Source organism: Staphylococcus sp. HMSC06C11 (genome assembly GCF_001808345.1).
GTDB lineage: Bacteria > Bacillota > Bacilli > Staphylococcales > Staphylococcaceae > Staphylococcus > Staphylococcus capitis.
Genome location: NZ_KV793038.1, coordinates 471,875 through 487,790 on the forward strand (window position 1 = coordinate 471,875; position 15,916 = coordinate 487,790).

The 15,916-nt window shown below is 32.0% G+C and carries 14 protein-coding genes; 1 reads left to right on the forward strand and 13 read right to left on the reverse strand.

Features of this window, described 5'->3' with window-relative positions:
* Position 1: 1 nt before the first annotated feature.
* The 5 genes from HMPREF3154_RS05635 to HMPREF3154_RS05655 form a co-directional block, all read right to left on the reverse strand.
* Positions 2-3,862, reverse strand: coding sequence for a DNA translocase FtsK (locus tag HMPREF3154_RS05635; protein ID WP_023350091.1), 3,861 nt, complete (start codon positions 3,860-3,862; stop codon positions 2-4).
* Between the two features lie 20 nt (positions 3,863-3,882).
* Complete coding sequence (ytpR, locus tag HMPREF3154_RS05640) at positions 3,883-4,479, reverse strand: YtpR family tRNA-binding protein (protein ID WP_002434829.1); 597 nt, start codon at positions 4,477-4,479, stop codon at positions 3,883-3,885.
* A gap of 16 nt (positions 4,480-4,495) precedes the next feature.
* Positions 4,496-5,359 (reverse strand): DUF1444 domain-containing protein, encoded by an 864-nt coding sequence (locus tag HMPREF3154_RS05645; protein WP_070474450.1) that lies wholly within the window; start codon positions 5,357-5,359, stop codon positions 4,496-4,498.
* Positions 5,360-5,474: 115 nt separating this feature from the next.
* The gene (locus HMPREF3154_RS05650) at positions 5,475-5,786 is read right to left on the reverse strand and encodes a thioredoxin family protein (protein ID WP_030058669.1); all 312 of its coding nucleotides are present in this window, start codon (positions 5,784-5,786) and stop codon (positions 5,475-5,477) included.
* 14 nt (positions 5,787-5,800) lie between these two features.
* Entirely contained in the window at positions 5,801-6,877 is a 1,077-nt protein-coding gene (locus HMPREF3154_RS05655; protein ID WP_023350088.1) for a M42 family metallopeptidase, read from the reverse strand.
* A gap of 85 nt (positions 6,878-6,962) precedes the next feature.
* Between HMPREF3154_RS05655 and HMPREF3154_RS05660 the strand changes: the two genes are divergently transcribed.
* Positions 6,963-7,277 (forward strand): peptidase, encoded by a 315-nt coding sequence (locus tag HMPREF3154_RS05660; RefSeq protein ID WP_030058672.1) that lies wholly within the window; start codon positions 6,963-6,965, stop codon positions 7,275-7,277.
* A gap of 53 nt (positions 7,278-7,330) precedes the next feature.
* On the opposite strand, the gene HMPREF3154_RS05665 is transcribed toward HMPREF3154_RS05660, so the two are convergent.
* The 8 genes from HMPREF3154_RS05665 to HMPREF3154_RS05700 all read right to left on the reverse strand — a co-directional run bounded on the left by HMPREF3154_RS05665 (position 7,331) and on the right by HMPREF3154_RS05700 (position 15,611).
* Positions 7,331-8,155 carry a YtnP family quorum-quenching lactonase gene (locus HMPREF3154_RS05665; protein WP_030058674.1) on the reverse strand — a complete coding sequence of 275 codons (825 nt, stop codon included), beginning with the start codon at positions 8,153-8,155 and terminating at the stop codon, positions 7,331-7,333.
* Positions 8,156-8,430: 275 nt separating this feature from the next.
* Positions 8,431-9,075, reverse strand: a complete 645-nt coding sequence (trmB, locus tag HMPREF3154_RS05670; protein WP_023350085.1) for a tRNA (guanosine(46)-N7)-methyltransferase TrmB — start codon at positions 9,073-9,075, stop codon at positions 8,431-8,433.
* Positions 9,076-9,088: 13 nt separating this feature from the next.
* Positions 9,089-9,880, reverse strand: a complete 792-nt coding sequence (locus HMPREF3154_RS05675; protein WP_002434704.1) for a phosphotransferase family protein — start codon at positions 9,878-9,880, stop codon at positions 9,089-9,091.
* Between the two features lie 399 nt (positions 9,881-10,279).
* Positions 10,280-11,128, reverse strand: a complete 849-nt coding sequence (gene dat, locus HMPREF3154_RS05680) for a D-amino-acid transaminase (RefSeq protein WP_023350083.1) — start codon at positions 11,126-11,128, stop codon at positions 10,280-10,282.
* Between the two features lie 3 nt (positions 11,129-11,131).
* Complete coding sequence (gene pepV / locus HMPREF3154_RS05685; RefSeq protein WP_030058677.1) at positions 11,132-12,541, reverse strand: dipeptidase PepV; 1,410 nt, start codon at positions 12,539-12,541, stop codon at positions 11,132-11,134.
* Positions 12,542-12,813: 272 nt separating this feature from the next.
* Positions 12,814-13,239, reverse strand: coding sequence for a YtxH domain-containing protein (locus HMPREF3154_RS05690; protein WP_002434662.1), 426 nt, complete (start codon positions 13,237-13,239; stop codon positions 12,814-12,816).
* A 21-nt stretch (positions 13,240-13,260) separates the two neighbouring features.
* Entirely contained in the window at positions 13,261-13,953 is a 693-nt protein-coding gene (locus HMPREF3154_RS05695) for a pseudouridine synthase (RefSeq protein WP_023350081.1), read from the reverse strand.
* A complete protein-coding gene (locus HMPREF3154_RS05700; RefSeq protein ID WP_023350080.1) occupies positions 13,950-15,611 on the reverse strand; it encodes a putative polysaccharide biosynthesis protein in 1,662 nt (553 codons plus the stop codon). The genes HMPREF3154_RS05695 and HMPREF3154_RS05700 overlap by 4 nt, the downstream gene beginning before the upstream one ends.
* Positions 15,612-15,916: the final 305 nt, after the last annotated feature.

A 15,916-nucleotide genomic window follows, 5' to 3' on the forward strand; every position in this document is an offset into this window, starting at 1 on the left:
TTTATTCTTTATTTAAATCCGCTTCAGTAATATAAACATCCCTTGGTTTAGAACCGTTAGCACCTGATATATAACCTAACTGCTCTAATTGATCTATAATTCTAGCTGCTCTATTGTAACCAATTTGGAAATGTCTTTGAATCAATGAAGTTGATATATGTCCTTCATTCACCATAAACTCGCACACGTCATCGAATAAATCATCTTGTGCTTGAGATTGTGTTTTCTTTAATAATTCCTTTTCTTCAAATAAGTATTCAGGTTCTCGCTGCTGTTTAATAAAGTCAACGACATCATCTATTTCCTCATCAGAAACGAATGTACCTTGAACACGAATTGGCTTATTCATTCCACTTCCTAGATATAGCATATCACCATATCCTAATAAGCGTTCCGCGCCACCACTATCTAGAATTGTTCTTGAATCCACGCTTGAAGATACCATAAAGGCAATTCTAGTAGGAATATTTGCTTTAATCAGACCCGTAATAACATTTACTGAAGGTCTTTGTGTAGCCACTAACATATGAATACCACATGCACGTGCTTTTTGAGCAATACGTGCAATTGATTGTTCTACTTCTTGAGGTGCCATCATCATCAAGTCGGCTAACTCATCAATTACTATAACAATTTTTGGCATTCTTTGCTCATAAGGTGCCTTTTTATTAAATGCAGTAATATTTCTTACGTGATATTGAGCAAATAATTTATAGCGCTTCTCCATTTCTTCTACTGCCCATTTTAAACTTTGAGTAGCAGCTTTCACATCTGTAATTACAGGAGAAACTAAATGTGGTAAATCATTGTATGGTGCTAATTCCACCATCTTAGGATCAATCAATAATAAGCGTAATTCTTCAGGGTGATTTTTATATAATAATGACATTAAGATACTATTGATACAAACCGATTTACCTGAGCCTGTTGCTCCGGCAATAAGTGCATGAGGCGTTTTAGCGATATCCATTAATAATGGTTCATTATTAATTCGATAACCCATCGCTACAGTTAATTTAGACTCTGTATTTTTAAATTTAGGTGTTTCTATAATAGATCGTAAGTTAACCTTAGTTGGGTCTTGATTTGGTACTTCAATACCTACAAGACTTGTTCCAGGAATTGGCGCTTCAATACGTATATCTTTGGCAGCTAATGCCATTTTAATATCGTCTTGAAGTGCAGTAATCCTTGAAACTTTCACACCTTTTTCTACAGATAATTCAAATCTTGTAACACTTGGACCTTCTGTTACATTTTTAACCTCTGCGGGCACATTGAAATAATAAAGTGCATCATTTAATTCCTGTTTCTTCTCTTCTATCCATTCTTCATCAACTTCGTGTGGTTCAGGTTCTTCTAATAAATCAAAGCTAGGCAATTTAATATTAGGTCCTTTTCTAATTCCTTGTTGCTTATCTTGAGGTGACTCTTGTTGGTTTTTATAAGAATTGGATGCTTGTTCTTTTACTTCCTGATGAGTAATTCCTGTTGCAGAAGTTTTATTATTATTTAGGTTAGTGTCATCATTATCTTTTACAGTTTCTGAGTAATAATTACCGCTAATTCTTCCACTAGTTTCATTATGAGATGTGCTTTGAGTATGCTGTTGAATATGATTATTGTTAACATTGTCACTTGTAGACACACCTGTAATACCGTCGTCGTTTGATTCAGATTGAGTTTGGTACTCATGTGAAGTTTGTTGATTTGTTTCACTTTCATTTAAATTATTTTCAGAACTAAATTGATGCTCACTGGAATCCTCTTTAGTAGATTGAACATTATGTTGTTCAGGTTTTAATTCAGGAACATTAACTCTACTATTGTTTTTACTATCCATCATACGTTTCTTATCTGAAGGAGTCATTACCACATTAAATGGTTTACTACCTGCAAATCGCGGTTTATGTGTTGAAACATCTTTTGATTGCGATTGAGTTGTTGGTCTATTTAATTCCGATTCTTGAGCCACACTGCCCTCTGATTGTGAAGTAACCTCACTTGTTGAAGTTGAATTATTACTATTAGTATTATTCATGAACTGGTTACTATCTAATTCTGAATGTTCCTCACTATTGGTAAAGTGATTTGAAGACTCGGCATCTTCACTATTCATTTTTGAATGATGATCGTGTTCTTCTACACTTTCATTGTTACCAAATGATTGACCTTCATTAGCTGTCATACTATGTTTTGAATTAACCGTGGAAGCCATAGTATCATTATTTGAAGCATTTACTATCGACGAAGAACTATCACTATTTATCTCACTTGTACTTAATGAAGAAGCTGATTCTTTAAAATCATCATCGTTTTTCTGTCTATGTTTAGCATACTCCTTCTCATTATCAACACTTTGGTTAATTGCATTATTATAGTGTTCTTGCTGTTGTGAATTTTCATTTTCAAGGTGAGAAGTCGATTCTGATGATTGTTGGCTATCATTTAATTCTTGGAATTGAGCATCCTCTACATTATCGTTGTGTGCTTTATCAACACTAGTTTCCTCATTAGCATTATCGCTAGAGGCATCACTTACATGCACATCTTCGTCATTTACCTTTTGAATATGTTGTTCATCATCAAGGTTGATTTCTTCATAATTGTACGACGAAGCGCCAATTTGGTCTTCTTTAAATGAAGTTGTTGTAGTACTTTCTGACACATTATTAGACTGTCCGTCATTCATATCCTCATCATTATGGTCTTCATCTAGAGAGCTTTCACCAATGTATTGATGTGCTTGTTTCGCGTACATTTCATCAATTGCTTTTTGAATTTGATCTTCTTCATTGTCTTTATTTTGTTGTCTCTTTTGTTGAAGCGCTTTTTTAAATCTTCTTTTTTGAAGGACTTTACGTTCTCTTTCACGTCTGATTTCTTCAACGATTTGTGAAGCATAGATATTTTCAATATTAACAGTGTTGTCTTTTTTAGAATAATTAGGTGTTCGTCCTTCAGACTTTTGCGCTGAATGATTGTTAGATTGAAGATGACTTGAAGATGTTTTCTGTGTCTGTTCTGTATCTGAAGTTTTGGCATGGATTTTTGGTTGAGGTTGATTATCTTTAGATGATGATTCTTCAGATTGATAGCCCATTTGTTTATTTATAGATTGACGATACATGTTTACATCATGTGCATTTTTAGGTTGATTCCTTTGTGATTTACTAGTTGCATTATTGCTATTTTGTAGAGAATCTTGTTTAGGTGGAATCACTCCGTTTTCTAAAGGACGTCGTTGCTTAGTTCCAAAAATAGCTGACGGAACGTCGCTCGCTTTGAAACTTCCGCCATGATATGTAAGTTCAGAATTCGTAGAGGATTGGAGTTTACTGTTAGATTTCAAACGTTCAGATTGTAATTTCATGCGAGAATTTGACTTATTATTATATGAACGATAATCATCAGATTGACTGTTATTAGAACTTCTTTTAGAACGACTTGACTCGCGATGATGCATTTGATTTTCATTACGATTTGAATGTTGATTAATATGATCATGCTCACGCATTTGAGATGAACGTCTACGGCGATGTCTTTTTCCAGAATTATCAACTAAATTACGTGTAGAGTCATCATCTTGTGTGTCATATGTTCTTGAACCATAATTAGCATTGTATTCAGAAGTTTCATATTTTTTATCATTATCTAGATCGTTATATGAAGCTTCTTCAGATACATGCATAGGAAATCTAAATTTACCTCTTGGGCGATTATAAATATCATTGTTTTGAGGCAGTAATGAGTCTTGATTATTTTGTTGAGATTGAGTGCCCTGTCTTCTTTTTTTATTTTTACGTAACAGGTCGTCATTTGAATCATTATCTTCGCCAAATAATTTATCAAACCAGCTCATAATTTCACTACCTTTCTTTATTATTCAAAAAATGCTTGCCCAATTTCATAATCATCATTTAATACCATAATACCCTTCTCTTGAGGTGCATTTGGTAAATCTAATTCTTTCATTGAACAAATCATACCACTTGAATCAACACCACGTAATTTAGCATCTTTGATAACCATTCCACTTGGCATTACAGCACCTACTTTAGCTACTACTACTTTTTGTTCAGCTGCTACATTAGGTGCACCACAAACAATTTGTAAAGTTTCATTACCAACATTAACTTTTAAAACACTTAATTTATCCGCATCAGGATGTTTTTCTTTAGTTTCAACATATCCAACTACAAACTTAGGTGATAAATCAGTATCTAATTGATAGTTAAATCCAGAATTATTAATAGATTGTTGTAACGCCTCAATAATTTCTGAAGTTAATTTGATATGACCGTTTCCTTCTATTTTTATTTTATCTGATACGTTAAAGATATTGAAACCAACAACTTGCCCATCTTGAGTGATTTCGACTACATCATCTTTCTTGTTGTAATCAAATGCACCATCTGTAGGTTCAATCTGTAAAAAAGCTACATCTCCTACACCTTGTGGATTATAAAATAAGTTCATCTATAAAACTCCATTTCTATTGATTATCTTTATTATTAAATTTCTTTCTATTCGCTTCTAATCTCTGTATAACATCAGGATTACGTTTTTGTTTATTATTTTTTCCTAGAATAAATATTGGTTCTAAGTGTCCCTTGTCATAGCCAAATGATAATGAAGTAATTGGTACTAAACCTTTAGTAAAGAATTCCATTGTCAAATGAGCCATGACATCGTAACCTGTTTTATTACGTATATCAGCAATAATTAACACGTCTTGGTGAGGAACTGCAACTAACATCTCACCCTCACATTGTTCTTGGACTTCATTCAAGAATGACGTATTAAGTATGCGACTTGCATCATACCCATCATTAGAATTGATGAAATAAAAAATATTGCCTTTAACCTCATCAGTAGAATATTTATTTTTAAGTTTTCTAACATTGAATAATGACATTTCTTTAATTTGTTGTTCAGTCATATTTAATGTTTTTAACATACTTTCATCTATTAATCTGTATGATTTACCTAAATCGAGAGCATAATAAATATTCGTTTCAGCTGTATGTTCACTATAAATAAATGAATGACCTTCTTTAGTCTTCTTGTCAAAGCTTGTTGCTCGAACAACTGGCATGATTTTTAAATCTTCCATTTTTTCTAAAGAATGATCGCCCATTTGAGCAATTGCTTCTTCTACATAGTAAACAATTTCATCTATAATTTTATCTTTTTGTTCTTCATATTTGGCGACAATAGCATCGAGTTTGATTGTGACACCTTTATAATTATCTGTACGATAAATTCTTAAAGTTTCTTCTTCTCTATCAAATTTAAAGTCTACGTCTAAATGATTTAAACGCGCTTTTAATTTATCTCTCATTTGGAAGACATTCATTTAAAACACTCCTATTTTCGCACCTTATAACAGTTTACAATAAATAACTGCTATATAACAGAAAAAACTAAAAATACGGTGTATAGATAACGTTATTTTCTAAATAAATTGATACTTAAATATATTTTGCTAAAAATGCATCAATTTGATCAATAGATTTTCTTTCTTTACCTATATAGCTACCTTCAAGTTTACCATTTTTATAAACTAAGAAACTGGGTATTCCTAGGATATCGTTATCAATACATATATCAATAAATTTGTCTCTATCTACCGAAACAAAATTAAAGTCTTTATATTTGTTTTCTAATTTAGGTAAATCAGGTTCTATAACTTTGCAGTCTGGGCACCAATCAGCGGTAAATTCAAAGACAGTATTACCTTGTTTTAATTCTTCAAATTGTTGTTCTGTATCAAGTTGTTTCACTTGTTCTACACTCCTTAACCAAATTTTAGTACTTCTATTTGATGATGATTTAAATGAGTTATACATTCTTTTAATAGTTGTCTAGCTGAGTAGTAATCTCTTATATCAAAAACTGCATCCGTGCTGTGTATATATCTTGCGCAAACGCCAATCACTGCTGTAGGTATGCCCTCATTTGCTTTATGGATCTCTCCCCCATCGGTACCACCTGGAGAAATATAATATTGATGTTTAATATCATTTTCTGTGGCTAACTTTAATAAATAATCTCTAAAGCGTGGCTTCAATATCATTGTACCATCTTTAATACGAATTAATGTGCCCTCCCCTAGTGCACCAGAGAGTTGTTGTTTCCCTTTTATATCATTAGCTGGGGAACAATCTACCACGAAGGCAATATCAGGTTTAATTTGCTCAGCAGCCGCTTTTGCACCTCTTAATCCAACTTCTTCTTGAACATTAGCGCCTACATACAAATCAACATCTAATTCTATATCTTTGAGCAATTCTAATATTTCTATCGCGAGGACACAACCATAACGATTATCCCATGCCTTAGCTATATAACGATACTCAGATAATTGAGTGAAAGATGTGTCAGGAACGATTGTATCTCCAATTTCAATACCTCTTTCTCGTACTTCTTCTTGAGATGAAGCACCGATATCTAACATTAAATCTTTTATTTCCGGAGCCGCTTCATTACCTGTTCTAAAGTGCTTTGGAATATTGGCAACAACGCCAACAATCTCATTGCCATTTCTATTTTTAACTTTCAGTCTTTGTCCTTGCCATATATCATTAGCAACGCCACCTAAATTAGTAAACTGAATCATACCATTATCAGTTACATGAGTAATCATAAAACCTATCTCATCCATATGTGCAGCAATCATTACTTTAGGGGCATTGCTTTGTTTAGATTTCTTAACTCCATAAATTCCACCCATGTTATTTTGAACAAATTCATCAACATAGGGGTTCATTTCTTGTTTCATATAATCTCTTACTTCATCTTCAAAACCTGGGGCTCCATGAAGCTCTGTTAATTGTTTTATGCGTTCTAAAGTTTTCGTATTATCTATCATCATACACAATCTCACTCCTTGCACTCTATTATATCATCTTCAATATGGTAAACTAAGAATAAGAAATTAGATAAGAGGAGATTATATGATGAAGTCTTTTAATTTTAAAGGTATAGCAATAGTGATGCTTTTCGTAACATTTATAACTTCACTATGTTTAGCATTTTATCTAACAAAGCGAAAATTATATAATGCCAATGACTTATTAAAAGAAGTTAAAACGTATTTTAGAAACGTAAAAGGCTCTTATATAGTACATCAACCTATTGTCTTGAATAATGTTAATCATAACCAACCTATCTATCAAGGTGGTATTACAGCTTATCATGATGGTAAATTAGTAGACTATGAGTTTTATGCCGATGCTAATTCTGGTCAAGTTATCGATATTATCGAGTTATAGCATTCTATAATTAAGGTTATCGTTTGAATATTTTATCAAACGATAACCTTTTTTTATTGTCTAGAAATAAATGTATCAATTGTTTTGAAGTCATCTAGGTATTTTACCGCAAAATAATTTTCATCATGATAAAACAAGAACCAATAATTATGATGCATGAAATATGGGATTAATCGTTCCTTTTCTCTAATGGATTGCATCGGATAGTCATCATAAGCTGTCACCCAAAGTGGATTAAGATGAGCAGTAGTCGGTAATATATCAGCCATATGCACAGCGTATTCATTATCACTTTCAATCGTAATGATTGAGTGACCGAAACTGTGCCCGCCTGTGTGCTTCATCTTTATACCAGGATAAGGTTCGATCTCATTTTCAAATAAAATTAACCTTTCCTTATAATCCCCTTGATTATAACTCCAATAAGTAGCTTGACTTCTTATGTTAGGTGAAAGAAATTCATGCCACTCGTCTTGCTGTATGAAATGTATAGCTCGGTCAAAAATTGCATGCCCATCTTTATCTGTTAAACCAGAAGCGTGATCAAAGTGAAGATGGGTCATTAAGACCATATCAATATCAGAGGTTGTTAAACCTAATTGTTTTAAATCCTCATCTATTAAGCTCTCATATTCAACACCACTATTTCTTTGTTGTTTATCTGAAAGTTTACCATTACCAATACCCGTATCGATTAAAATATTCTTATCACTAGTTTGAATTAAAATAGGATGTGTCGGAGTATGAATTTGATTCTTATCATTTACTTTGTATTTTTTAGTCCATAACGGTTTGGGAACAACACCAAACATCGCCCCACCATCTATATTAGTGTTTCCACCTCTTAAATAATGGAGAGTAAATCGCCCTAATTTCAAAGATAACGCCTCCTTGACATTATTGAACTTCTCATAGAAATGATGTAAATTACATCTTTTATTAAAAATTATTATAAGTTACTATTAAAATCAAATGTAAGCATTTTATAGGAAAGTTTAAGTTCCCAGTCAATCTCATAGAAGTTTGAGTATACAAAATTTGATTCTCATTTTGAAATAGTTTATTAGGTAAAATAAAAAAAGCCTACAAAGTTTGTAACTTTGTAGACGTTCTATTTAAGACAATAGTTATATTATTTTCTTCTTTAAGGACTTTATAAATCCTTGTGAAATTTTGCTTCCATACGATAGATTCTTGAGCCTTTATCAGAAAACTTTTTCTCATATTCTGTTAAAATATTATCTTCATCATCTTCGTCATGTAGGTTCAAATTCATTTTTGTAAAATACATCCCAAATTGCGACATACTCTCAAGGCTATATGCAAACAACCCACGATTGTCTGTTTTAAAGTGAATTTCTCCATCGTCCTTGAGAATCTGCTTATATAGAGCAAGGAATGTGTGATATGTAAGACGTCTTTTTGCATGACGTTTCTTTGGCCAAGGGTCTGAGAAATTAAGGTATATTCTTGAAATTTCTCCATCTTTAAAATATTCATTTAACTCAATAGCATCATTACAAATCATTTTAAGATTAGTTAAATTAAGTTCTTTTGTTTTATCAAGAACTTTATACATGACACTTTTCTCACGTTCCATTGATACAAAATTAATTTCTGGATGTTTAGAAGCCAAAGTAGTTATAAACTGCCCCATTCCTGAGCCAATTTCTATATATATTGGTTGTTCTGTGTCAAACCAATCAGACATACGGCCTGCGTGAGTACCGTCCATGTCTACTAGGTCAGGATGTTCTTTTAAATAATCTTCTGCCCAAGGTTTGTATCGAACTCTCATATTAAATTACTCCTTATATAAATAAGTTGCTATTCATAACTTCATTTAAGAATTTCAACCACATATTCATATCTTTATATCGTTTTTGTTCTTCATACCATTGAACCATACCAATGGATTGAATCACTGTATACCATTTCATACGTTTATTTAAATTGATACTCTCTTCTAGGCCATATGTATCAAACCATTTTGACCATTTAGATTGAGGAACATAGTTGTAAAGCAGCATACCTATATCTATAGCTGGGTCTGCAATCATTGCCCCTTCCCAATCAACGAGATACAATTCATCTCTATCAGACAATAACCAATTGTTATGGTTAACATCTCCATGTACTACAGTAAAAAAGCGAGAATCTAAATTTGGAATATGATCTTCTAAATAAGTTAAAGCTTTTCTAACAACATGGTGAGTTAGAACTTCTCTAGATAAAGAGGCATTAATTTTATTTAACATGATATCAGGAGTGATGGGTTCCATTTCCATACGTTTAAGCATGCTTAACAATGGTTTAGAACTGTGAATTTTATTGAGTAATTTTGCTACTCTGGTTTGATCCATTTCATCAGATTTTAATTCTCTACCGTTCTTCCAATGCTGTGCGGTAACGACTTCTCCTGTTTCAATTCTTTTCGTCCATACAAGTTTAGGTACAATTCCTTCTGCAGACAATGCAGCAATAAAAGGATTAGAATTACGTTTTAAAAATAATTTCTGTCCATCTTGTTCAGCCATATATGCTTCACCAGAAGCACCGCCAGCTGAATCAAGCGTCCACCCTAACTGATAAAACTGCTCCAACATGTTCACCTCACTTTCAATTAGAAAATGGCTCTAGAAATATATTTTCAAGAGCCATATATTCTAATTTATAGAAAAGCGCATATTTTAATTTTCTCTTACGCTCAATTGATATTTAGATAACAGTTTTTTAAGTTGGCTTTATAATATAAAATTCCCTAAATATTTTATTTAATCAGCCCGTTCATTATTTATCACTCATAGAAGATTTTATAATTTTTAAGGGTCAATTTCAACTAAAAATGAGAAACAAAATGACACATTTTACTAGTCGAAAGTACTTGTATTTTCTAAATCACTTTAATATAAATTATAACATAATTTTAGCACTAATTATTGAGAAATTAAGACAATTTTATTAAGATTTTTAAAGTTTAAATAATTTTAAAATTTAAGGTTTTAAATACTATGTGATTTAATGTACTTATTAAAGCCTTCTTGCAATTTACGAGTTACATCTCCTACTTTTCCATTGCCAATATCGTCACCATCCACTTTAATCACTGGCATGACTTCAGCAGAGGTACTAGAAATAATAACCTCATCAGCATTTTTTAAGAAATCAACTGTAAATGTCTCTTCTTTGAATGGTATGCCGTAATCTTCAGCGATCCATTTTATTACACGGCGAGTAATACCATTTAAAATAAAGTTATTGATTGGATGCGTATAAATTGCACCATCTTTAATCGCATAAACGTTACTAGATGCACCTTCTGTAACAGTCTCACCTCGATGTTGAATCGCTTCTGTAGCGTTATATTTAACAGCATATTCTTTTGCTAATACATTTCCTAAAAGATTTAAACTTTTTATATCACAACGTAACCAACGAATATCTTCAGTTGTCACACCATATACTCCGTTTTCTAATTGTTCATATGGTCTGTCATAACTCTTAGTAAATGCCATGATTACTGGTTTTGTTGGAGGCGTCGGGAAGGAATGTTCACGAGGCGCTACACCTCTAGTTGCTTGAATATAAATTCCACCATTTTTCACATTATTTTCGTTTAATAATTGACGAACTAAATCAATTAACTCATCTACTGTATATCCTAAATCTAGGCCAATTTCATTTGCGCTTCTCAAAAATCGTTCAAAGTGTTCTTTAACTGTAAATAATTTTCCTTCGTAAGCACGAATATATTCATATATTCCATCGCCAAATACATAACCACGATCTTCGTAAGATACTTTAGCGTCTTTTTCGTTCAAAAAATCCCCGTTAATAAAAACTTTTGTCATCGTTTATCCCTCCACACATAAAGCATAAATTGCCTCTAAATAAATACTCGTTGCGTTAATCAATTGTTTTTTAGTCATATATTCATTTTTTTGATGCATTAAATCTTCAGTATCTTCAAACATAGCACCAAATGCGACGCCTTTGTCTAGGTTTCTAGCATAAGTCCCCCCACCAATCGTGTAAGGTTCAGTCATATCGCCAGTTTGGTTTCTATATGCTTTGACAAGTTTCTCCACAAATGGATCATCTTTATCTACATAATGTGGCTTTTGAACTTTACCAAGTTCAAGGCTAAATCCAATGTCTTTAATTTCATTAGTAAACCTTTCAACAGCCTCTTCAAATTCAAATCCCTGAGGATATCTTAAGTTCACACCGTATCTTCCAGCTTCTTTATTATCGTATTTAATAATTCCTATATTAGTAGTAACGTCTCCCATTACATCTGTATGGAATTTCATACCCATTTTTTCTCCAAAATGAGAATCAAAGAGATAACGATTATTGAATTCAACAAAATCTTTTGCACTTTTATCTAAATTTAAAGAAGACAAGAATTTAAGTAGATATAATCCAGCATTGACGCCTAGTGAAGGATCCATGCCATGAACCGCTTTACCTTCAACCGTTAAGATTAAAATACCACTATCAACGGTACTTTCTCCTTGAAGCTCATTTTGTTCAACGAAATATTCAAAGTTTTGAATCACATCTGTCATATTTTCTTTAACTAAAACACGGGCTTCAGCATGATCTGGTACCATGTTATATCTTTGACCAGATTCAAAGTTTAATAATTCATAATCTGGTTCATCTACATCTTCATTTATTTGATCTTGAATTAAATCAAATGTAGTGATTCCTTTTTCACCATGTATCGCTGGGAACTCAGCATCAGGTGCAAAACCTAATGTAGGCATTTCTTCAGTTTGGAAATATCTATCTGTACATTTCCAATCAGACTCTTCATCTGTACCTATAATCATATGAATACGTTTCTTCCAATCTACGTTCATATCATTCAATATTTTCACGGCGTAATATGCAGCAATTGTAGGTCCTTTGTCATCTAGTGTACCTCTGGCAATAATTGCATCGTCTGTTACTACAGGATCAAATGGGTCAGAATCCCATCCATCACCAGCCGGAACAACGTCTACATGACATAAGATACCTAAGACATCTTCTCCTTGGCCAGCTTCTATTCGACCGGCTATATGATCTACATCATGTGTTGAAAACCCATCTCTCTCAGCTAATTCGTACATGTAGTCTAAAGCTTGTCTTGGTCCGGGTCCGACAGGTGCATCTTTAGAGGCTTTAGAATCATCTCTTACACTTTCAATAGATAATAAGCCTTTAAGATCATCAATCATTTGATTTTCATATTCTAGAACCTTTTCTTTCCACATTTGAGATCGACTTCCTTTTTATATAAGTTAAACTCCATTTTACAATATGTTACTCAGAAACTACAGTAAGATGTCAGAAAATTACTTAATTTTTTGTAATGATGATTTTCAAGTTAAATTATATCAAATTTAGGAATACTAATATAATTCATATTTGCGTTTCAAATTGAATGCTTTATATATTTTTTTAGATAAAAAAGAAGCCTATAGATGAACTTCTAGCGTTCATCTATAGGCTCTTTATTATTGTGATTTAAATTGATAAATTTTATTTATTCTTTATCTTCTAAAGCATTTTTATTATTTTTTAAATCATCTTCAGAGACAACTCTTAGATTATTAGAAGTTGTTGCGCCACCTTCGTCGTCAAACTTTCCTTCTTCTAAATCATCTGCTTTTTTGTCATCTAAATCAGTAAATTTAGATTTTTCTTCTTCAAAGAATGCTTTAGGATCATTTTTAATTCGATCAACATAATCTCTTGGATTATTTCTTACTTCTTGAATCGTTTCATTGGCTTTGTTTCCAATTTGGCTAGCAAAGTCTTTAGCGTTTGCTTTGTATGATTCAGGATTTTCTTTATATTTGTTATATTCATTTTTAAGTTTGTCACGACTGTCTTTGCGTGATAAAGCGACTGCTGCAACAGCGCCACCAATGCCTAATGCAATTCTAAATAAATTTGTACTTTTACCCATAATTGTACACCTTCTCCTTTGTCATTTTTTTAGATTTTCGAAATCTTGTTCATTTAAAAAACGATATTCACCAGAATTTAGAGTTTCATCTAATTCTAAATTGGCGATTTTAACACGTTTCAATTCTAATACCTCATTTTCGATACTATGAAACATTCGTTTTACTTGATGATATTTTCCTTCATAAATCGTAACATATGAAAGTCTATCATTTCCTTTAATAAGTTCTGCCGGTTTGACCTTACCATCAGAAAGTTCTACGCCTAATTTAAAAGCTTCTATATCTGACTGCTTAATAGGATATTTAGATATAACTTCATAAGTTTTAGATACATGTTTTTTTGGGCTCATTAATTCATGATTAAATTGTCCATCATTAGTTAATAAAAGTAATCCTTCTGTGTCTTTATCTAACCTTCCTACAGGAAAAATCCCTAAATGTGAAAATTCAGGGATTAAATCTAAAACAGTTTGATGAGCGTTATCTTCTGTAGCTGAAATATAACCTTTAGGTTTATTTAACATCATATAGACGTTATCTACATATGAAATCTCTTCACCATCAACCACTACTTTGTCTGTTTCAGGGTCAATTTGAGATTTAGGTGTTTTAATTTTTTTCTCATTAACCTCTACAAGACCTTTTTTAAGTAATTGTTTTACTTCAGTACGAGTGCCTAAACCCATATTAGCTAGAAATTTATCTATTCTCATCTTAAAAACGTCACTTTTCGTCTAATTTTTTCAGGAACGTCACCTAAAAATTCGTCAGCCAGTCTATTCTTGATTGTAATGCCACCATAAATAAGCGCACCAACAATAACACTTATAGCTATTATAATGAGGTAACCAAATCTAGTAGGATTTAGGAATAATTTAAGAATGAAGTATACAACTTCTACACCTATCATCATGATGAAGGAGTATAAGAATATTTTAGCAAATTGTATCCAACTATAGCTGAATTTGAATTTCGCATATTTTTTTAAAATATAGAAATTACAGCCAATTGCAAATAATAATGCAATTGCAGTGCTTAGTACCGCACCTGGAGTGTGTAAAAGCATAATAAGCGGATAGTTTAGTGCTAATTTGATGACTACTGAACCTAAAATAACAAAGACTGTTAATTTTTGCTTATCAATACCTTGCAACATAGAAGCAGTTACACTTAATAGTGAAATTAATATCGCTACGGGTGCATAATAAAATAGTAATCTACTTCCGTCAAAGTTAGGGTCGTGACCATGAACAATAGGATCATAACCATAGAATACAGTAAATAAAGGTTGTGCTAATGCCATAATACCTATACTAGCTGGCACTGTAATAAACATTAGGACACCAATAGATGTTCTAATTTGTCTATGCATTTCCTCTAGACGACCCTCTTCATAAGTTTTTGTGATAAATGGAATTAAACTCACCGCAAAACCAGCACTTAATGATGTTGGGATCATTACAATTTTATTTGTAGACATATTTAACATGTTAAAGAATGTATCTTGTAACTTTGGATTTACGCCAACTAAACTTAGAGCCCCATTATGTGTAAATTGATCTACTAAATTAAATAATGGGAAATTTAAACTTACAATTACAAATGGAATACTGTAAGCAATAATCTCTTTATACATGTTTCCATAAGAAACATGCATATTAGCTGTATCAGACTCAACCATTTCTTTAATATTTCTTCTACGTTTAATCCAATAATACCAAAGCGTAATAATTCCAGCTATAGCTCCGATTGCTGCTGCGAACGTGGCAATTCCATTTGCTTGTAGAACTGTACCATTAAATACATTTAAAGCTAAGTAACTACCTACTAATATGAAAATAATTCGGGCAATTTGCTCTGTTACTTCTGAAACAGCTGTTGGGCCCATAGATTTGTATCCTTGGAATATACCTCTCCATGTAGCTAAAACTGGTATAAATATAACTACAATACTGATAATTCTTATAATCCATGTAATATCAGCAACTGACCAACCAGTTTTCGCATTATTCTTACGCGATAAAGTTAACTCTGCTATGTATGGAGCTAAAAAATATAAAATTAGAAAGCCAATTACACCCGTAATACTCATTACAATGAAACTTGACTTATAAAACTTTTGACTGACCTTATAAGCACCTAACGCATTGTACTTAGCTACATATTTAGAAGCTGCTAGTGGCACCCCTGCAGTTGCTACTGCAATTGCAATATTATAAGGAGCGTAAGCATAAGTAAAAGGAGCCATATTTTCTTGCCCGCCAATCAATGAAGTGAACGGGATAATAAACAGCACACCTAATACTTTAGTAATTAAAATACTTAATGTAATTAAAAAGGTTCCTCGAACCATTTCTTTACTCTCACTCATTACCTATCTTCCTATCTTAAAATTTTATTAAAGTTTTATATCGTGTTGTTTATATCAAAACTTATTACCTTGCATTACTTAAAAATATATCACAAAATAATAAATGTTTGTCTTTTATTTTCCACTTTTTAGACATTGTAAAAATTATGTTTTAAAAAGCTAAGTATCTGTAGAAAAAAGACACGATGTTAGTATTAATTTAATGAGGTTCCAAGTTTCATATTATAATTATATTTTTACTCTTTGTCATCTCATACCTTAATTTTTATTAGATAATACTTAAATAGTCTAATACAATTGTAACA